This is a genomic window from Streptomyces sp. NBC_00045 (genome assembly GCF_045041095.1).
Classification (GTDB): domain Bacteria; phylum Actinomycetota; class Actinomycetes; order Streptomycetales; family Streptomycetaceae; genus Streptomyces.
The window spans coordinates 6254925-6274012 of record NZ_CP108271.1 but is presented as its reverse complement, the minus strand read 5'-3'; the positions used below and the strand labels follow the sequence as shown (position 1 = coordinate 6274012).

Here is a 19088-nt window from a genome sequence, read left to right as displayed (position 1 = left end):
CCAACTCATGAGAATTGAGAGCAGATTGCACCAAAACGGGGGGAAAATGGTCAGGGGGTTACGCATATCTGCCGGTCTTACGCAAGAAGAGCTGGCAGATCGCGCAGGTCTAAGCGTGCGTACCATCCGATACATCGAGCAGGGGCAAGGTGCTGCCACACCCCGCCTCAAGACCGTTGAAATGCTGGCTGCAGCACTGGAACTCGACGCAGTGCAGACTGCCCAGTTATTGGCGGTCGCTCGAAATAGTCATTTGGATTCTCGCACACGCCTCCCCGGGGAGGACAGGGCGCCGGCCTTCGACGGCGTGGCCCCTCGCAGCCGACGTGGTGACCCGCCACGCAAGGAAGCCACGCGCGCCGATCCCCACGTTTCGACTCCATCGAGCGCTTCACCTGAACACGCGCACCCCGCTCAGCTTCCGTTCGCGATGGCAGAGCTCTTCGGGCGGGAAGAAGTTCGCGAGGGTTTGAACCAGTATGTCGCCAGTCGGCTCAGCGACAGCCTTCCAGCCCTTTTGGCCATCACCGGCATGCCCGGCGTGGGAAAGACCGCGTTGGCGCTGGACTGGGCCAACGATCGGGCACATTCGTTTCCCGACGGACAATTGTACGTTGACCTGCGGGGATTCGAAGAAAGCCCCCCCATGACACCGTCGACCGCGCTGCACGGATTCCTCGCCGCTCTCGGGCACCCCGCGGACACCCTGCCGAAAGAGACCCACGAGCTGTCTGGCATGTACCGAACGGCTCTCGCCGGGCGGCGGATGCTCATAGTGCTGGACAATGCACAATCTGCAGAGCAAGTACGCCCCCTGCTGGCCAACAGCCCGGGCAGCGTCACGGTCGTGACCAGTCGCGATCGCCTCACTGGTCTGACCATCCGGCACGGCGCCTTGAGGGTCGATCTGGATTGCCTACCGAAAGACGCGTCCCTTCACTTGCTGGCGAACGTCGTCGGCATGGACCGGATAAACGCGGAGCCCGAAGCGGTGGCCACGCTGGTGTCGCTCTGCGGCAGCCTTCCACTGGCACTGCATATTATCGGAGAACGCCTGGTACGGTACCCTGCCAATCCCATCTCAGAATGGGTGGACACGATGATCAGGAATCCAAATCGACTCGAAGGTTTAGACATTCCGGGAGATCCGGCCACGTCACTCCGAGCCGTCTTCTCCTGGTCGTACCTGGCGTTACCCGCAGCGACGGCCCGGCTTTTCCGACTTCTCGGACTCAACGATCGTTCGGAATTTAAAATTTCGCAGATCACCCGTGCATTTGTTGAGGAGAAAGCGATCGAGCCGCGGCTGGCCATGCTCGTGGATTCTCACCTCCTCACCTCGCCCGCACCCGGCAAATACCGTTTTCACAAGCTCGTTCACCTGTACGCGCGAGAACGCGCCGAAGCCGAGGAAAGCTCCGAGTACACGGCCGAATTCGCCCGGCGTCTGCGGCGCAGCCGGAGAGACGAGCCGAGTACGGCGGCGGAGCGGGCACGGTGGCGATCGACGACCGAAACCCGGTGGTACATGGGTGGCGGCAAACCGGCACCAAGCATCTCCGTCCGGACGGTCCCGGTGAGCGCGGCGGTATCCGTGGCGGAGCGGACCTCGCCCGGGTCCACGGGTTGGCGTGCTGGAACGGGCAACGAAGTTGTCGAAGCAGCCTGCCCTCTGGGCTTCTTGGACAGCGAGCACCAACTGCCGGCACTCGGCGTCACCGAGACCGGAGCAAGACACGAAAGCGGCGAAAGGCGCGGCGAACAGGTTGCGCGGGCGGCTCTGTCCGGCACTGCTTTCATCGCGCAGGGCTTCGGAGCCCCGTATGCCCCGTTCCGCCAGCGCGAGCAGCCTGCCTCGGCCGACCACACACCGGTGCACCAACGTCTTCCACATCACCCGGGCCTCACCGGCCACCTCGGCCCAGATGACCTCGGCCCGTGGTCCCGTCCCTCCGACGACGTCGGCAGCTGCCACTGCGTGTGAAGGCCGGAGCAACAACGGCTGTGCTGATGGTCATGCGAATGCGCCGGTTCCAAGGAGGGGGCTGGCCGGGAACCTCAAATGTTGCTCTGAACGTCCCTCTTCGCGGTTGGCCCGACTCCGTCGGGGCGATGACATCGGCACACGACCGATGAGAGGGGGCGAGGGGACATGAAGAGCATGGCGCACCTGGGGGTGGGCATCGGATGGCGGCCGGAGATCGCGGACGCGGTCGAACGGTTGCCGGGCCTGGACTGGGTCGAGGTGGTGGCCGAGAACATCTGCCCCGGCCACCTGCCCGCGTCCCTGCTGCGGCTGCGCGAGCGCGGGGTACGGGTCGTGCCGCACGGGGTCTCGCTGGGCCTCGGCGGCGCCGAACGGCCCGATGCCGCGAAGCTGGCCTCCCTCGGGGAGCGGGCGGTGGCGCTGGGGGCGCCGGTCGTCACCGAGCACATCGCCTTCGTACGGACGGCTTCGCCGGCGCTGGAAGCCGGGCACCTGCTGCCGGTGCAGCGGACCCGGGAGGCGCTGGACGTGCTGTGCGAGAACGTCCGGATCGCGCAGGACGCGCTGCCGGTGCCTCTGGCGCTGGAGAACATCGCCGCGCTGATCTCCTGGCCCGGGGAGGAGCTGACGGAGGCGCAGTTCCTGACGGAGCTGGTGGAGCGGACGGGGGTCCGGCTGCTGATCGACGTGGCCAATCTGCACACGAACCGGGTGAACCGGGGCGAGGACCCGTTCGCCCTGCTGGACTCGATCCCGCTGGAGGCGCTCGCGTACGTGCACGTCGCCGGGGGCGTGGAGCGGGGCGGGGTGTGGCACGACACGCACGCGCATCCGGTACCGCCGGTGGTGCTGGACATCCTGGCGGAGCTGCGGCGGCGCGTGGAGCCGGCCGGGGTGCTGTTGGAGCGCGACGACGACTTCCCGGCGGAGGCGGAGCTGGCGGCGGAACTCGCCGCGATCCGCGGAGTGGTCGGTACGGTCGGAGCGTCCCCCGCCCGCCCTGCGCCCGAAGCGCCGCACCCCCCGCGAACGCCTCGAACCCCTGGAGCGCCTGAAGCGCTTGGAGCGGGGGCCGGGCTGGAGCGGGCACGCGTGCGGGTCGCCCTGGAGCAGGCGGCGCTGCTGTCCGCCCTGGTGGCCGGTACGCCCGTGCCCGAGGGGTTCGACCGGCAGCGCGTAGGCGTGCAGACGCGGGCGCTGGCCGCCAAGCGGGCCGGCGTCGTCGCGAAGCTCGCGCCCGAGCTGCCCGGGATCCTGGGCGGTGCGGACCCGTACCGCGAGGCCTTCCTCGACTACGCCCGCAACCGGCCCATGACCGCCGGATACCGGCGGGACGCCCTCGACTTCGCCGAGCACCTGCTGATCCGGGACCTGCCCGCCGACCCGGCCGCCCGGCGCCGGCTCACCACTTGGTGGCAGGACCGGGCCGGGGCCCGGCCGCCGCGCCGGATCGTGCGCTGGGCCCGCACCCTCGTGGGGCGTGCCGCATGAACGCCCTCGCCGTGGCGATCTGGGTCGCCGTCATCGCCTCCACCCTGCTGTTGGGCCTCGGTGTGCGGCGGTCCCGGCCGCGCTCGGCCGGCCCGGCGCCGCGCCTGCACGACCTGTCCGAGGCCGCGTTCATGGCGGGCGGCCCCGGCGCGGTCGTGGACACCGCGCTCGTCTCGATGCTCGGCGACGGCCGGCTGGTGGCCGGCGGTCCCGGGATCGTCCAGGTGTGCCCCGGGGCGCGGGCCGACGGCATCGCCGAGCGGGCCGTCCTCGAAGCCCACCGGCAGGCGCCGTCCGGTTGGCTCTACCAGGTGCGGTACGCCGCCATGGTCGACCCGGCCGTCCAGGAGACCGGCGACGCGCTCGCCGCCCGCGGGCTGCTGGCCGCCCCCGGCTCCGGGCGCAAGTGGCGGCGCCGGGCGCTGGCCCAGACCGTGGTGTGCGCGGCGTGGGTGGTGTTCTCGCTGCCGCTCACGTTCGTGGCGCTGGCGCTCGACCCGGACCCTCAGGTGCCGTTCATCCTCAAGGTGCTGCCCGCTCTGGCCGGCGGGATCGTGATGGGCTGCGTCCTCGCCGCACGGGCCAGGCAGCGGCTCACGCCGGCGGGGCGGGCGGCGCTGCGCGAGATGCGGGCGCGGTACCTGAACGACCGGACGCCGCACGTGCAGACCGCCCTGTACGGGCTGCGGGGGCTACAGGACCCGCACCTGCGGGAGCAGTTGGCGGCGGCCGCCCGCGGTACCCGGCTGGCGGCCGCCCAGGCCCGCTCCGCGCGCCGCGGTCCGTCCTCGACCTCGTCGTCGACGTCGTCCTCGTCGCCCGTCGACTCCTGCGGGTCTTCCGCCGCGATCCTGCCCGTCGTATGGTGCGCGAGCAGTGACGGCGGCACGGGCTCCGGGGCGGGCTGCGGATCCTCCTCCAGTGGCTGTTCGGGCGGTTCCAGCTGCTCCGGCGCTTCCAGTTGCTCGTCCGGCTCCAGTTGCTCCAGCGGTTCGAGTTGCTCCAGCGGTTCGAGTTGTTCCAGCAGTTCCAGTTGCGGCAGTTCGTCCGGTTCGAGCTGCGGCAGCAGTTCCTGACCGGGCACTTCTACACTTCGTGGGAATCCGCCATGTTCTGGGTCCTGCTCCTCCTGACGGCCTGGGCAGGGGTGCTGGCGTCGTGCACCCTCCTGCTGAGGGCCGCCGCCGTGGCCTCGGTACCCGCGCCCGCACCCGACGGCGGTGCGGGCGCCGGACTGCGCCCTGACGAATTGAACCCGTACGAGACCGCCTACCTCGCCGGCGGCCCCCGACGGGTGGCCGAGCTGACGCTGCTGTCCATGCAGCGCGAGCGGCGGCTGCTGCTGGCCCACACCGGCTGGGCGACCGTCGTCGACCCGGTGGGCCGCGATCCGCACGAGCGGTCCGTGCTCGGCGCGTTCGGGCCGGACGGGCAGTCGCCGGTGTCCGTCGTACGGAGCACTGCCGCCCGGGACGAGGCCGTACGGGCCCTCGCGCAGCGACTCGGCTCGGCGGGCCTCGCGCTGCCGGCCGCCGCCCGAAGCGGGGTGGCCGGCGGAGTCCGGGCCGTGCGGCGGGCCGCGCTGCTGGTGGCGGCGACGGCCGGGGCCGCACTGTGCGTTCCGGCGGGCGGGACCGCCGTCACGGTGATCCTGAGCTGGTTCGCGCTGCCGCTGCTGCTCACCCTGGGCTGCCTGGCCATCGCCCGGTTCGAGACGTACCCGTACTCCGCGTGGGCGTCCCCGGCGGGGCAGCGGCTGCTCGTCGCGCTGGACCGGGAGCTCGCCCACGGGGACTGCCTCACGGCGGTCGCGCTGCGCGGGGTCCGCGTCCTGACGGATCCCGCCTTACGGGCGGCTCTTGCCTAGGCAACGGGGGGATCGCGGCCGACACCCGGCGGCGGTCCTGTACAAGGGTCCCGTCGAGCGCATCTCATCGGCTCATCCGAAGAGATGAAGGCGGCCCATGATGCGGACTCCGCTCGCCCGCTGCGGAGTCGCCGCGGCGGTCCTCTCCCTCGCCCTGTCCCCCTCGGCCCGCGCCGCACCCCCCGTTTCCACGGTCCCCGGATCCACCACGACCGGTGCAACCACGGGGTCCGGCGGGACCGCCGGCTCCGCCTCCAGGAGGGCCGCCGCCGACGCGGGAGCCGAACTGGTCGCCCGCCGTGCGGCCGAGGCCGCCTCGGCCCCACGCGCCACAGCCACCGGCGGCGCCGGCGCCGGCCCGAACTCCGGCTCCCGCGCAACCGCCAGCGGCGATCGGCTCGGCTTCGGGGCCTGCCCCGAAGCCGAGGAGCTCCCCTCTTCCGTGCGGTGCGCGACGCTCAGGGTTCCGCTCGACTACGCGCGGCCCGACGGGCCGCAGATCTCCCTCACCGTCAGCCGGGTCGCCGCCACCGGACGCGGCGGCGCCGCGCGGCAGGGGGCGCTCCTCTACAACCCCGGCGGTCCCGGCGCCTCCGGGACGTTCTTCCCGCTCGTCGCCGGTCTCCCCGAGTGGGAGCGCATCGGCGCCGCCTACGACCTCGTCGGCTACGCCCCGCGCGGTGTCGGCCGCTCCGCGCCGCTGTCCTGCGAGGACCCCGCCCGCGCCCACGGCCCCACCCAGGTCCCGGCGGAGCCCTCCGCCGGGTACAAGCAGCAGCGCGTCGCCGCCGCCCGGGCGTACGCCCGCGGCTGCGCGCAGCGGGCCGGTGCCGCCCTGGCGTACTACTCGACCCTCGACAACGTCCGCGACCTGCACGTGCTGCGGGCCGCGCTCGGCGAGGAGAAGCTGACCTTCATGGGTGCCTCGTACGGCACCTACCTGGGGGCCGTCTACGCCACGCTGCACCCCGGCCACGTCCGCCGGATGGTCCTCGACTCCGCGGTCGACCCCGACCCGCGCCGCATCTGGTACCTCGACAACCTCGACCAGGCGCCGGGGTTCGAGCGCCGCTGGTACGACTTCCGCGCCTGGGCCGCCCGCCACCACGCCGCGTACCGGCTCGGCGCCACCCCGGCGGCGGTGCAGGCGAGTTACGAGCGGGTGCGGGACTCGGTGGCCCGTGCGCCGGCGGGCGGGGCGGTCGGGACCGGCGAGCTCCAGGCCGCGTTCCTCCAGGCGGCGTACTACGACGACGTCTGGCCGGAGCGGGCGGCCGCACTCGGCGCCTTCCTGGCCGGCGATCCGGGCCCGCTGGTCCAACAGGCGCGCCCCGAAACGGAGTCGGCGGCCGCGCGCGAGAACGCACGGGCGGTGTACACGGCGGTGCTGTGCAACGACGCCGCCTGGCCCGCGGATTGGGAGGTCTGGGACCGCGACAACACCGAACTGGCCCGCCGGGCGCCCTTCGAGACCTGGGCCAACGCCTTCCTGAACCTGCCGTGCGCGTACTGGCCGGTCCGCGAGCGGCAGCAGCCGGTGGCGGTCGGCGCGCAGCCGGCGCGGATCCCGCGCACGCTGATCGTCGCGGCGGAGCGGGACGGGGCGACCCCGTACCCGGGTGCGCTGGAGCTCCAGCGGCGGCTCGGCGCCGAGGCGGCGCTGGTCACCGAGGAGGGGGCCGGCACCCACGGAGTGGTCGGCGGGCGCAATGACTGCGTGGACCGCCACGTGGAGCGGTATTTGCTGACGGGTGACACCTCGGGGTGGCGTGTCACGTGTGCGCCGCATCCGGAGCCCGCACCGGTGTCGCTGGACGACCGGGCAGCGAAGGCCCCCGGGAAGGTACCCAGGGCTCTGCTGCCGCCTGTCGTCTGAACTTCCGGGCGGGGTCTCCGGCTGCGTCGATTCGGGGGCTGGGCCTCCCGATCCACCGGAAGCCGCTCCCAGTCACGAGAGTGGTCCTCCGGCTCCTTCCCCCCAGGGGAGGTATCAGGCGAGCCCGGCCACCAGATCGGCGACGGACTTGCGGCGTCCGGTGTAGAAGGGCACCTCTTCACGGACGTGCATACGGGCCTCGGAGGCGCGCAGGTGACGCATGAGGTCGACGATGCGGTACAGCTCGTCGGCCTCGAAGGCCAGCATCCACTCGTAGTCGCCCAGCGAGAAGGACGCGACGGTGTTGGCCCGGACGTCCGGGTAGCCGCGGGCCATCTTGCCGTGGTCCGCGAGCATGCGGCGACGGTCCTCGTCGGGCAGCAAGTACCAGTCGTACGAGCGCACGAACGGGTAGACGCTGACGTAGTCGCGGGCGACCTCGTCGGCCAGGAAGGCCGGGATGTGGGACTTGTTGAACTCGGCCGGACGGTGCAGGGCCATGTTCGACCACACCGGCTCCAGCGCGCGGCCGAGCTTGGTGCGGCGGAACAGGTTGTACGCGGTCTGCAGCTCGTCCGAGGTCTCGGCGTGCCACCAGATCATGACGTCCGCGTCGGCTCGCAGGCCGGAGACGTCATAGGTGCCGCGGACGGTGATGTCCTTGGCTGCCAGCTGGTCGAACAGCTCCTGGACCTCGTCGGCGTAGCCGCTCCGGTCGTCGGGCAGAACGTCCTTCAGCTTGAAGACGGACCACAGGGTGTAGCGGATGACCTCGTTGAGGTCCTTCGCCTTCTTCCCCGCGTTGGGAATCTTCTCTGGTGCAGTCATGTGTCCATTGTCCCGTGTGCTGATCAGTGGTCGGTGCCAGGGGTGCCCAACGTGGCCATCACCACGTCGGCGGCCTTCCCGGCGCTCGCGATGCACGCCGGGATGCCCACGCCGTCGTACAGCGCGCCGCACACGGCGAGGCCGGGCAGGGCGGCGACGGCGTCGCGGATCCGGGCCACGCGGGCGAGGTGGCCGACCGGGTACTGGGGCAGGCCGCCGTCCCAACGGGTGACGGTGGAGGCGATCGGCCGGGCCGCGAGGCCCACGGCCCCGCCGAGGTCGCGCAGCGAGACGTCGACCAGCTCGGAGTCCTCGCGCCCCAGGTCGCCCTCGTCGCCGTACCGGCCGACCGAGGTCCGCAGCAGGAACAGCTCCGGGTCGGCGCCGGCCCAGGCCCACTTGTTGCTGGAGAAGGTGGAGGCCTTGATGGTCCGCCCGTCGACGGGCGGTACGAGGAAGCCGCTGGCGTCGCCGTCGGTGATCGCGGCGGGCAGCTCGGAGCGCCGGAAGGCCATCGTCACCAGGGCCATCGAGGCGTACTCGACGGTCCGCAGCTCGGTGGCCGCGGCCGGGGCGAGCCCGTCCAGCAGCCGGGCGGCGGGCCCGGCCGGGACGGCCAGGACCACGGCGTCGGCGTCGATCACCTCGACGTCGGTGACGACCCTCCAGCCTCCGGCGGTCCGCAGGACCTCGCGCACGGCGGTGCCCGTGGCGATCCGCGCCCCGGCGGCCCGGCAGGCGTCGGCGACGGCGAGCGGCAGGCGCCCGATGCCGCCGGAGATCCCCGCGAAGAAGGCCCCGGTGGCGGCCGCGCCGGTGACGGTGGTGCGTTCGGCGGCGGCGCGGGCCGCGGCCCCGGCTTGGAGCGCGCGGACGCTCTCGGTCAGCGTGGGGTGGGTGCGGACGGCGTCGAAGAGGGCGGGGACGGCTGCGCGCATGGAGATGCGGTAGGCATCGCCGGCGTACACCCCGCCGAGGAGGGGTTCCACCAGGCGGTCGACGACCTCGTGGCCGAGGCGGGCGGCGACGTACTCGCCGACCGCGACGTCCTCACCGATCTCGGTGGGCGCCAGCGTGCGTTCGGCCTCGATGCGGGCCAGGCCCTCGGCGGAGAGCACCCCGGAGGCGGCGAGCGGGGCCAGGTCGCCGGGGACGCCCATGACGTGGCCGCGCGGCATGGGCCGCAGCGCGCCGCGGGTCCACAGGTGGGCGGTGGCGGTGGCGGGCGGCTGGAGGGCCTCGCCGAGGCCCACCGCCCGGGCCAGCTCCAGGGCTTCGGGCCGGCGGGCCAGCACGGATTCGGCGCCGAGGTCGACGGGGGCACCGGCGAGCTCTCCGGCGTGCAGCTTGCCGCCGAGGCGCGTCCCGGCCTCCAGGAGCGTGACGCGCAGGCCGTCGGCGAGCAGCCGGTGGGCCGCGGCGAGGCCCGCGATGCCGCCGCCGATGACGACGGCGTGGCCGGCCGGGCCGGGCCGGCCGCCCGTTCCGCCGGTGGCGCCCGTACCGGTCGCGCCGTCCGTACGCATGTCCGCTTCGTGCATGGACACATCGTCTCAGACCGTTCACCGGCCGATCACCGAGGCCGGACCGTGACCGCATCGGGATCGGCCCGGGACCGCCGGGGCGAAACCGGCGGCGCGACCCTGTTTGTCACACCGGCGACATCAGCCGATCCTCGGGGGGTACCACCGATGCGCACCACCAGTAGAGGCACCGCCGTGCGGAACCGCGGAGCGGCCGCCGTGGCCGCCCTGTCCCTGGCCGGAGCGCTCGCGCTCACCGGGTGCGGCGCCGGCGGGGTCAGCGCCGGCTCGTCCTCCGCCGACAAGGCCGCGGCCGGCGCCCCGGAGGGCGCGGCCCGGGGCAAGCCGGGGGCGGCCGCGGCGGCTCCCCCGGCGGCCCCCGGAACCGACGCGGCCAAGAACGGGCAGCAGCCGGCCGCCGTACGCCCGCACGTCATCCGTACGGCCACGCTCGCCCTGGAGACGACGGACGCGCAGAAGGCCCTGGCCGCGGCCCGCACGGCGGCGGAGGGCGCGGGCGGGTACGTGGGCAACGAGTCCACCCGGCGCGGCGAGGACGGCCGCATGACCTCGACGTTGACCCTGCGCGTGCCGGGCGACCGCTTCGACGCGGTGCTCGGCGCCATGGAGGGCAGCGGGAAGCTGCTCAACCGCAAGGTCGAGGCGCAGGACGTGACCGAGAAGGTTGCGGACGTCGACAGCCGGGTGAAGTCGCAGCAGGCGAGCGTGGCCCGGGTGCGGGACATGATGGACAGGGCGACGGCGCTCAGCGACGTGGTGATGCTGGAGAGCGAACTGAGCAAGCGCCAGTCGGACCTGGAGTCGCTCCTGGCGCAGCAGACGGCGCTGAAGGACCAGACCTCGATGGGCACGATCACGATGGAGGTCTCCGAGCCGGCCGCGAAGCCCGCGGCGCAGAAGAAGGACGGGGAGCCCTCCTTCACCGGCGCCCTGAGCGGGGGCTGGGACGCCTTCACGACGATCGTCCGCTACCTGGCCCTGGTGATCGCCGTGGTGCTGCCGTTCGCCGTCACGGCCGCGCTGGCGCTGCTGTGCTTCCGGCTGTACCGCCGGCTGCGCCCGGCGGAGCCGAAGACGGGTCTGTCGGCGAAGCGGGTACCGGCCGTCCCCTCTGCCCGGCCCGCGGATCCGACGGAAACGGCTCGGGTTCCGGACTGAACACGCATTCGCCCGTAGCGTGTCACCCACCAGACGGCGGCGCACAGGACGGGGCGGACGATGGCGGTGGAACGACTGGTGGTGGTCGGCGGTGACGCGGCGGGGATGTCCGCCGCGTCACAGGCCCGGCGGCTCAAGGACCCTGCGGAGCTGGAGATCGTCGCGTTCGAGCGCGGGCACTTCACCTCGTACTCCGCGTGCGGGATCCCGTACTGGATCGGCGGCCGGGTCGGCGGCCGGGACGAGTTGATCGCCCGTACGCCCGAGGAGCACCGCGCGCGCGACATCGACCTGCGCATGCGCACGGAAGTGGTGGAGCTCGACCTCGCCGGGGGCCGGGTCCGTGCCCGCGATCTGGATTCCGGCTCCGAATCCTGGACGGGCTACGACAAGCTCGTCGTGGCCACGGGCGCCCGGCCGGTCCGCCCCCGGCTGCCCGGCATCGGGGCCCACGGGGTGCACGGCGTGCAGAGCCTGGACGACGGGCAGCGCCTGATGGCTTCGCTGGAATCCATCGAGGGATCGCAGCGGGCGCAGGGCCGCAGGGCGGTCGTCGTCGGCGCGGGCTACATCGGCGTGGAGATGGCGGAGGCGCTGGTCGCGCGCGGGTACGAGGTCACGGTCCTGCACCGCGGGGAGCAGCCCATGGCCACCCTGGACCCGGACATGGGCGGGCTGGTGCACTCCGCGATGAACCGGATGGGGATCCGTACGGTGTCCCGCGCGGAGGTCACGAAGATCCTCACGGACGAGGAGGGCCGGGCGTGCGCGGTGGCCACGGCCGCGGGGGACGAGTACCCGGCGGACGTGGTCGTCCTCGGCATCGGCGTGGAACCCCGCACGGCGCTGGCCCGCGATGCGGGGTTGCCGCTCGGCGAGTCCGGCGGCATCCTCACGGACCTCTCCATGCGGGTCCGGGGCCACGAGAACGTCTGGTCGGGCGGTGACTGCGTCGAGGTCCTGGACCTGGTGGCGGGCCGCATGCGGCACATCCCGCTGGGCACGCACGCCAACAAGCACGGCCAGGTGATCGGTTCGGGCGTGGGCGGCGGCTACGCCACCTTCCCGGGGGTGGTGGGGACGGCGGTCAGCAAGGTCTGCGACCTGGAGATCGCCCGTACGGGGCTGCGGGAGAAGGACGCGCTGGCTGCGGGCCTGCGCTTCGTCACGGCGACGATCAGCTCGACGACGACGGCGGGCTACTACCCCACGGCCGCGGACATGACGGTCAAGATGCTCGCGGAGCGCCGTACGGGCCGGCTCCTGGGCGTCCAGATCGTCGGCGGTGCGGGTTCCGCGAAGCGGGTGGACATCGCGGCGGTCGCCCTGACGGCGGGCATGACGGTGGAGCAGGTCGTATCTCTGGACCTGGGCTACGCCCCGCCGTTCTCCCCGGTCTGGGACCCGGTCCTGGTGGCCGCCCGCAAGGCGGTCTCCGCGGTCCGCTCGTCCCCCGCCTGATCCCCGTCCGGGGCGGGCGCGCGGCCGGGCCCGCCCCCGGTCCGTGCCGCGCGGCTGCGGCACGGACCGCCCCGCAGGCCGGTCACAGGCCTTCGGCCCCGGCGCGCAACTCCGCCCGGACCAGCTCCAGCAGGCGACCCATCCAGTCACGGCCGCCGCGGGGGCCGTCCGCGCGCCAGAAGGGGGCCTCGGAGATGCCGGTGTAGCGGATGCCCGTCTCCCCCGTGGCGAGCAGGATCTCCGCGAGCCGGGGGTGCTGCTCGAACTTGGCCCGCACGAGCCCGGCCATGACCGCGAGCCGCAGGGCCGGCCAGTCCGCACGCCGCGCCGCCCGTCCGCCCGTGTCGTGCGCCTCGCGTGCCGTCGCGCAGGCTCGGATCCGGTCGCGGTCGGCGGGGTCGGCCGCGGAGAGGGCCCAGTACCCGTGGAGCACGGTGGGGTAGGTCTCGCCCCGGTAGGTGACGGGGGCTTCGTAGTCGTTGCGCAGGACGAAGTCGCCGAGTTCGGCGGGCCGGCCGTTGGGATGCACGACCTCGTGCAGGACGACCGGGGGCTGCGGAGCGCCGGTCGGTTCGTCCGCGTACCGCACGGCCCGCAGCTCCTCGGCCTGCTCGTCAGCCTCGTCCCGCTCGGCGAAGTGGTCGCGCACGCTCTGGTGCATCTCCTCCGTCACCACCGGCCCGTCCCCGTCCACGGCCTGACCGATGTCGGTCGTCAGGATGCGCAGCGGCCGGTCCTGGCGGTCCATGTCACCCAGGACGTAGACGCGCAGGTGCGCGGGGACGGCGAGGTAGGCCTCCCGGAGCAGGACGCGGTTGGTCTCGGTCGCCTCCCGCCGGTAGCCGCGTTCGGCTTCCCGGAGCCGGTCGACGGCCGTGGGCCGGCCGGCCAGGCGGGCGATCTCGTCGGCCACCTCCGTGAGGAAACTTGCGGCGGTCAGCGGCTCGGGGTTGCGCGACTGCCACTTCGAGGCGGAGGCGGACCGCTCGCGCGGGTCCGGCCGGGTGACGGCGATCTTCCCCGAGGCCAGCCACCGCTCCAGCCCGGCCAGGTCGGTCGCCTCGTAGCGGCCGACGGATATCCGGCCGTCCGCGTAGACGAAGAGGTGCTCGGGGTAGTGCTCGCCGCCCAGCTCGTGCTTGCGCCACACGAGGCACCAGGCCCCGTCGACGCGTTCTCCGTCGGATGTGCGAAACGTCGGTCCGTGCCATGTCATGCAGGGCAAGGTACCGACGTTTCGATCGTGTCGGAGGGCGTCCGGGTCAGCGGGCCGTCCGGGTGTGGACGTAGTCCACCAGGCGGGTCAGGGCGTCCGGGTTCGTCGTCGGGAGGACGCCGTGGCCCAGGTTGAAGACGTGGCCCTCCAGGCCGGACGCCGCCGCCAGGACCTCGTCCGTCTTCGCCCGCACGGCCTCCTCGGTGGAGAAGAGCACCGCCGGGTCTAGGTTGCCCTGGAGCGCCTTGCCGGGGCCGACCCGGCGCACCGCCTCGTCCAGCGGGACCCGGTAGTCGACGCCCATGACGTCCGCGCCGGCCTCGCCCATCAGGCCGAGGAGCTCGCCCGTGCCCACGCCGAAGTGGATGCGCGGGACCCCGTACGGGGCGACGGACTCCAGGACCTTCGCCGACGCCGGCATCACCGAGCGCCGGTAGTCCGCCGGGGCGAGGGCGCCGACCCAGGAGTCGAAGAGCTGGATCGCGGAGGCGCCCGCCTCGATCTGGACCTTCAGGAAGGCGGAGGTGATCTCCGCGAGGCGGTCCAGCAGGTCGGCCCAGAGCTGCGGGTCCCCGTACATGAGGGCCTTGGTGTGCTCGTGGTTCTTGGAGGGGCCGCCCTCGACCAGGTAGCTCGCGAGGGTGAAAGGCGCACCGGCGAAGCCGATCAACGGCGTGGAACCCAGTTCACCCGTGAGCATGCCGATCGCCTCGGTGACGTAGGAGACGTCCTCCGGGGTGAGGTCGCGCAGCTGTGCGAGGTCCTCGCGGCGGCGGATCGGCTGGGCGACGACCGGGCCGATGCCGGGCTTGATGTCCAGGTCGACGCCGATGGCCTTCAGCGGCACCACGATGTCGGAGAAGAAGATCGCCGCGTCCACGTCGTGGCGGCGAACGGGCTGGAGCGTGATCTCCGTGACCAGGTCGGGCCGCATGCACGACTCCAGCATCTGGGTCCCCTCGCGCACCTTGCGGTACTCGGGGAGGGAGCGCCCGGCCTGCCGCATGAACCACACCGGGGTGTGCGGCACCGGCTCCCGCCGGCACGCCTTCAGGAAGGCGGAATCGTACGTCTGACTCGGCTGGCCCTTGAGAGGGGTCTCCCCAGCGCCGGCGGAGCCGTGCGCGAGGGGAAGGTCATTGGCGCTCACGCGCCAAATCTTCGCACGTATGAAGAAGTGCCCGGCCCGGCGCGGGTGTCCCTGCGCCGCACGGACGCTCGTTCCGCCTAGTCTTCCCCGCATGGCTGCGGCTCAGGGACGATTTTCAGATGGCGCCGAGGGTACGGACAGCGCGAAGGAGAGCTCCGTCCCGCTCCCGTTCCGGCGGGCGGTCGACGGTTTGAAGAAGGCGCGGCTGCGTCCGGGGATCGAGATCGATCCCGCCAGACCGCCGCAGCGCCTGGCCCCGCACGCGTACGCCCTCGAAGCCGCGGTCGTGGACGGCGAGGACGACCTGGCCGACGGCCGGCTCATCCTGCTCCACGATCCGTCCGGGCACGACGCCTGGCACGGGACCTTCCGGCTGGTGACGCTCGTACGGGCCGAGCTGGAGCCCGAGATGGCCGCCGACCCCCTCCTCCCCGAGGTGTGCTGGTCGTGGCTGACGGGCGCCCTGGAGGCGCGCGGCCTGGCGTACGGGGAGGCGAGCGGGACCGTGACCATGGCGAGCTCGCACTACTTCGGCGGGCTGTCGGAGCGTCGCGCGGCCACGCAGATCGAGATCAGGGCCTCGTGGACGCCGCGGGAGGGCGTGGGTGGGGTGCCGGACACCTCGGCGCACCTGTCGGCGTGGTGCGAGCTGCTGTGCCAGATCGCGGGGCTGCCGCCGGTGGGGCCGACGGATTCGGGTACGGGCGTGGTCTCCCTGCCACAGCGGCGCGGTCCGCACCACCCGTAGCCGCCCCGCGCCGCCCGCGGCCGACCCCGAATGCACCGCGCCCCGTAGAACGGCCGATCGAGGGCCGGCGGCGGGATGTCGGAACCGGGCGCCCGTTGTGGGCTTCTGATCACCCGATGATCGATCGTGCGTCCGAATTGCCCGAATTGTTACTCACCAAATCGTGATCATTCCCTAAAGCCGGGCGGGTGACGTGCCGAAGGAGTGGGTGACCATCCGCACGGTTCGCACCGGCTTCCTTCCCCGAGCCGGCCCGCCCCGCCACTCCCCCAGGAGGCCTAGGTGTCCGTTCTTCTCGAGCAGCCCGCAAGCCTGGTCGCCTACCGCCCGAACAAGCCGACGGCCATGGTCGTCGTGGCCGACCCGCGCGTGCGTTCCACCGTGACCCGTCATCTGTGGGCCCTCGGAGTACGTGACGTGATCGAGGCTTCGTCCATCGCGGAGGCCCGCCCCCGCGTCGGCAGCCCGCGCGACATCTGCGTGGCCGACGTACACCTGCCCGACGGTTCCGGTCTCACCCTGCTCTCCGAGACGCGGGCCGCCGGCTGGCCGAACGGCCTGGCCCTGTCCGCCGCCGACGACATCGGCGCCGTGCGCAACGCCCTCGCGGGCGGCGTGAAGGGCTACGTCGTCACCGGTACGCGCACCAACATCGGGCTCCCCACCCGGCCCGGCGCCGCCCCCATCGGTGCCGCCGCCGCCCGTATGCACCGCCGCCCCCCGGGTGCCCCGAGCCACCCGGGCGGCTACCGCGAGCTCTCCGGCCGCGAGGTCGAGGTCCTGCGCCTCGTCGCGGAGGGCCAGTCCAACAAGGCCATCGGCGTCTCGATGGGCCTGTCCGCCCTGACCGTCAAGTCCCACCTCGCCCGGATCGCCCGCAAGCTGGGGACCGGCGACCGGGCCGGGATGGTCGCCGTCGCACTGCGGACCGGGATCATCCACTGACACCCGCCCGGCGACCGGCGGGCAAACCCTCCCCCAGCTACCGCTGGGAGGGGCACCCGGGAAAAGCCGGGGAATCGGCTCCGCCTCCACCCCGCGCCCGTCGACGGAACGTTCCGGCGACGGGCGCGCCACATCCACGGATACCCTTGAGCGGTGACCGACGCCCAAGAGACCGCAGCAGACCTGCGCACCACCACCGGGGGCGGCCCCCCGGACGACGTCGAAAAGGCGCCGATTCCGTTGCTCGAACCCCGCGAGGGGATCCCTCCGGTGGTCGCCGACGAGTACGCACTCGCCCGAGTGGTCGCGGCATTCGCCGCGGGCACCGGACCGGTGGCCGTCGACGCCGAGCGCGCCTCCGGATACCGCTACGGCCAGCGCGCCTATCTGGTGCAGCTGCGCCGCGAGGGCGCAGGATCCGCGCTGATCGACCCGGTCGGCTGCCCCGACCTGTCCGCACTGGGCGAGGCACTGTCCTCCGCCGAGTGGATCCTGCACGCCGCGACCCAGGACCTGCCGTGCCTGCGCGAAATAGGCATGGTTCCCACCTCCCTGTTCGACACCGAGCTGGCCGGCCGCCTCGCCGGCTTCCCGCGGGTCGGACTGGGCGCGATGGTCGAGAGCGTGCTCGGCTACGCGCTGGAGAAGGGCCACTCCGCCGTCGACTGGTCCACCCGTCCCCTCCCCGAGCCGTGGCTGCGCTACGCCGCGCTCGACGTGGAGCTGCTGGTGGACCTGCGGGACGCGCTGGAGGAGGAACTGGACCGGCAGGGCAAGCTGGAATGGGCCCGGCAGGAGTTCGACGCCATCGCCGCCGCCCCGCCCGCGCCGCCGCGCAAGGATCCGTGGCGCCGTACGTCCGGCATGCACAAGGTGCGCCGGCGCCGACAGATGGCCGTCGTACGGGAGCTGTGGGAGTCCCGGGACCGGATCGCCCAGCGGCGTGACGTGTCGCCCGGCAAGGTGCTCGGCGACGCCGCGATCGTCGAAGCCGCGCTCGCGCTCCCGGCGAACGTGCACGCGCTGCAGGCGCTGCCCGGCTACGGGCAGCGGATGGGCCGGCGCCAGCTGGAGCAGTGGATGGCCGCCGTGGACCGGGCGAAGGCCCTGCCCGAGAACGCGCTGCCGCAGCCGGGTGCGACCGCGGCCGGTCCGCCGCCGCCGCGTTCCTGGGCGGACAAGGACCCGGCGGCCGCGGCGCGGCTGGCTGCGGCGCGGACCGCCGTCTCGGCGCTCGCGGAAGAGCTGAACCTGCCCCAGGAGAACCTGATCACCCCGGACACGGTCCGCCGGCTGTGCTGGGAGCCGCCGCAGCGGCTCGAACCGGACGCGGTGGCGCAGGCGCTCGCGGCTTATGGCGCCCGCCCGTGGCAGATCGAGCAGGTGACGCCGGCTCTCGTGAGGGCGCTGGCCGCGACCGTCTGACCGTCCGGCCCGCCGGAATCCGGCGCGGGGCCCTCACTCCAGGGGAGTGAGGGCCCCGTCCTCGTCCCTGTAGTAGCTCCCGGTCTCCGCGCCTTCGACCTTGCCGAGCTTGAGCCAGTGCTCGGACATGGTGTGCAGGTCGTTCGCCACGCGCTCCCAGGGCGCCTGGTGCCCCGCGCAGGCGATGCGCAACATCAGCTTGTTCGGGCCCTTGATGGCCTTGTACAGCTCCGGTACCGAGAAGTACAGCAGGCCCAGGTCCGGCGAAGTGTTCACGATCGAGTCGTTCTCCCCGTACACGATGCACACGGGCACCGTCCCGCCGAGCGTCCCGTTGAGCGGCACGGTGGTGGAGTTCCATCCCCACCAGTACGAATTCCGGATGCGGTTGAGCCCTTGCGCGGGCCCGCCGGGACCACCCACCGCGGACCCCCAGGTCGCACCGATCGGGTCGACGTCCATGATCGCCTTCCACACCTCGTCGACCATGGTGGACTCACGCTGCCCGGGACACTTCAGGTCCTTTTGCCACGCTGCGTCGACGCCGGCCTTCGTGCCGACGGTCATCGGGTAGCCGAAGGCCGCCTCCGGCTTGGACACGGGCAGCGTCACCGGCGCCCCGAAGGCGGTCCCGGGCGCGCTCGCCCTGCCGAACGGCGGGAAGATCGGAGCCAGGAGGAAGAGACTGCGCACCTTGCCGGGGTGCTGGATGGCGTAGGGCCCGAACTGCTGGGAGGCCGCCGACCAGCCGATGAGGTCGACCTTGGAGGCGCCGGTCTCGTGCAGGACGAAGTCGACCACCCTGTCGACCTCGTCCCAGTCGCTCTGGGAGTTGTTCAGCTGGGCGGCGTACACCGGCGGTGTCACGTCCGTGGTCGCGTTCGGGTGGGGCACGAGGAGCTGCCGCTGCGCGACCGTGGGGCTGACGTTCTTCCAGTCGTCCATCTTCGGGCGGGTCGACAGCCCGGAGCCCTGGAGTTCCATCACGAAGACGTCGAAGCCCGCCTTCGCCAGTTCCTCGGCCCAGCTGTACTTCTTGTACTGCAGGTCGAAGCCCGCCATGGCGGGCACGCTCCTGCCGTGCAGCATCAGGACCGGCCTGCGCGGCTGGCCCGTGTGCGTGCCGTTGCGCTCCCGCACGTGGAGCTTGACGAGATCGCCGGCGTTCGCCGGGATGGTCGATTTGTGGTCGACGTAGTGGTTCGTGAGAACAGGTGCCGCCATCGCTTTGCTCCGCTTCGCCGGTCGGATGCCGGGCGGGCGCCCGGGCCCGGCCAGAATCCGGAAGAGCGTCGTCCGGCGCCATCGACGCGACCGGGGGGCGGGTGGCCCGACCCGTTCGGGTAGCCCGGGGCGCTCCGAACGGCCGGGCGCGCGTCAGGGCGCAAGGGG

The 19088-nt window shown here is 72.8% G+C and carries 15 protein-coding genes; 10 read left to right on the top strand and 5 right to left on the bottom strand.

The window, feature by feature from the left end; translation table 11 throughout:
- The first annotated feature begins 7 nt into the window (after positions 1 to 7).
- The 5 genes from OHA65_RS29210 to OHA65_RS29190 all read left to right on the top strand — a co-directional run bounded on the left by OHA65_RS29210 (position 8) and on the right by OHA65_RS29190 (position 7221).
- Positions 8 to 1984: an NB-ARC domain-containing protein gene (locus OHA65_RS29210; protein WP_328764112.1), complete on the top strand. Its 1977-nt coding sequence runs from the start codon at positions 8 to 10 to the stop codon at positions 1982 to 1984.
- Between the two features lie 168 nt (positions 1985 to 2152).
- On the top strand, positions 2153 to 3478 hold the full coding sequence (locus OHA65_RS29205; RefSeq protein ID WP_405757283.1) for a DUF692 domain-containing protein: 1326 nt from the start codon (positions 2153 to 2155) through the stop codon (positions 3476 to 3478).
- Complete coding sequence (locus tag OHA65_RS29200) at positions 3475 to 4554, top strand: TIGR04222 domain-containing membrane protein (protein ID WP_405757280.1); 1080 nt, start codon at positions 3475 to 3477, stop codon at positions 4552 to 4554. Before OHA65_RS29205 ends, OHA65_RS29200 begins: the two co-directional genes overlap by 4 nt.
- On the top strand, positions 4512 to 5345 hold the full coding sequence (locus OHA65_RS29195) for a TIGR04222 domain-containing membrane protein (RefSeq protein ID WP_405757278.1): 834 nt from the start codon (positions 4512 to 4514) through the stop codon (positions 5343 to 5345). The genes OHA65_RS29200 and OHA65_RS29195 overlap by 43 nt, the downstream gene beginning before the upstream one ends.
- A gap of 97 nt (positions 5346 to 5442) precedes the next feature.
- The gene (locus tag OHA65_RS29190) at positions 5443 to 7221 is read left to right on the top strand and encodes an alpha/beta hydrolase (RefSeq protein ID WP_405757275.1); all 1779 of its coding nucleotides are present in this window, start codon (positions 5443 to 5445) and stop codon (positions 7219 to 7221) included.
- Positions 7222 to 7335: 114 nt separating this feature from the next.
- Here OHA65_RS29190 and hemQ read toward each other — a convergent pair whose 3' ends face one another.
- A complete protein-coding gene (hemQ, locus tag OHA65_RS29185) occupies positions 7336 to 8049 on the bottom strand; it encodes a hydrogen peroxide-dependent heme synthase (RefSeq protein ID WP_327279167.1) in 714 nt (237 codons plus the stop codon).
- 23 nt (positions 8050 to 8072) lie between these two features.
- The gene (gene hemG / locus OHA65_RS29180) at positions 8073 to 9590 is read right to left on the bottom strand and encodes a protoporphyrinogen oxidase (RefSeq protein WP_371645127.1); all 1518 of its coding nucleotides are present in this window, start codon (positions 9588 to 9590) and stop codon (positions 8073 to 8075) included.
- Between the two features lie 177 nt (positions 9591 to 9767).
- Here hemG and OHA65_RS29175 point away from each other — a divergent pair, with 177 nt between their 5' ends.
- Complete coding sequence (locus tag OHA65_RS29175; RefSeq protein ID WP_405757270.1) at positions 9768 to 10751, top strand: DUF4349 domain-containing protein; 984 nt, start codon at positions 9768 to 9770, stop codon at positions 10749 to 10751.
- A 60-nt stretch (positions 10752 to 10811) separates the two neighbouring features.
- Positions 10812 to 12212: an FAD-dependent oxidoreductase gene (locus tag OHA65_RS29170; protein WP_327279164.1), complete on the top strand. Its 1401-nt coding sequence runs from the start codon at positions 10812 to 10814 to the stop codon at positions 12210 to 12212.
- Positions 12213 to 12294: 82 nt separating this feature from the next.
- On the opposite strand, the gene OHA65_RS29165 is transcribed toward OHA65_RS29170, so the two are convergent.
- The gene (locus OHA65_RS29165) at positions 12295 to 13428 is read right to left on the bottom strand and encodes an NADAR family protein (protein WP_329314878.1); all 1134 of its coding nucleotides are present in this window, start codon (positions 13426 to 13428) and stop codon (positions 12295 to 12297) included.
- Positions 13429 to 13474: 46 nt separating this feature from the next.
- On the bottom strand, positions 13475 to 14578 hold the full coding sequence (gene hemE, locus OHA65_RS29160; protein WP_405757266.1) for a uroporphyrinogen decarboxylase: 1104 nt from the start codon (positions 14576 to 14578) through the stop codon (positions 13475 to 13477).
- 91 nt (positions 14579 to 14669) lie between these two features.
- Here hemE and OHA65_RS29155 point away from each other — a divergent pair, with 91 nt between their 5' ends.
- The 3 genes from OHA65_RS29155 (at position 14670) to OHA65_RS29145 (ending at position 17696) form a co-directional block, all read left to right on the top strand.
- A complete protein-coding gene (locus tag OHA65_RS29155; RefSeq protein WP_327279162.1) occupies positions 14670 to 15326 on the top strand; it encodes a DUF3000 domain-containing protein in 657 nt (218 codons plus the stop codon).
- A gap of 282 nt (positions 15327 to 15608) precedes the next feature.
- A complete protein-coding gene (locus OHA65_RS29150) occupies positions 15609 to 16271 on the top strand; it encodes a response regulator transcription factor (RefSeq protein ID WP_007267191.1) in 663 nt (220 codons plus the stop codon).
- Between the two features lie 153 nt (positions 16272 to 16424).
- A complete protein-coding gene (locus OHA65_RS29145; protein ID WP_371645123.1) occupies positions 16425 to 17696 on the top strand; it encodes an HRDC domain-containing protein in 1272 nt (423 codons plus the stop codon).
- A gap of 33 nt (positions 17697 to 17729) precedes the next feature.
- Here OHA65_RS29145 and OHA65_RS29140 read toward each other — a convergent pair whose 3' ends face one another.
- Positions 17730 to 18920 (bottom strand): alpha/beta fold hydrolase, encoded by a 1191-nt coding sequence (locus OHA65_RS29140; RefSeq protein ID WP_328764103.1) that lies wholly within the window; start codon positions 18918 to 18920, stop codon positions 17730 to 17732.
- Between the last annotated feature and the right edge of the window lie 168 nt (positions 18921 to 19088).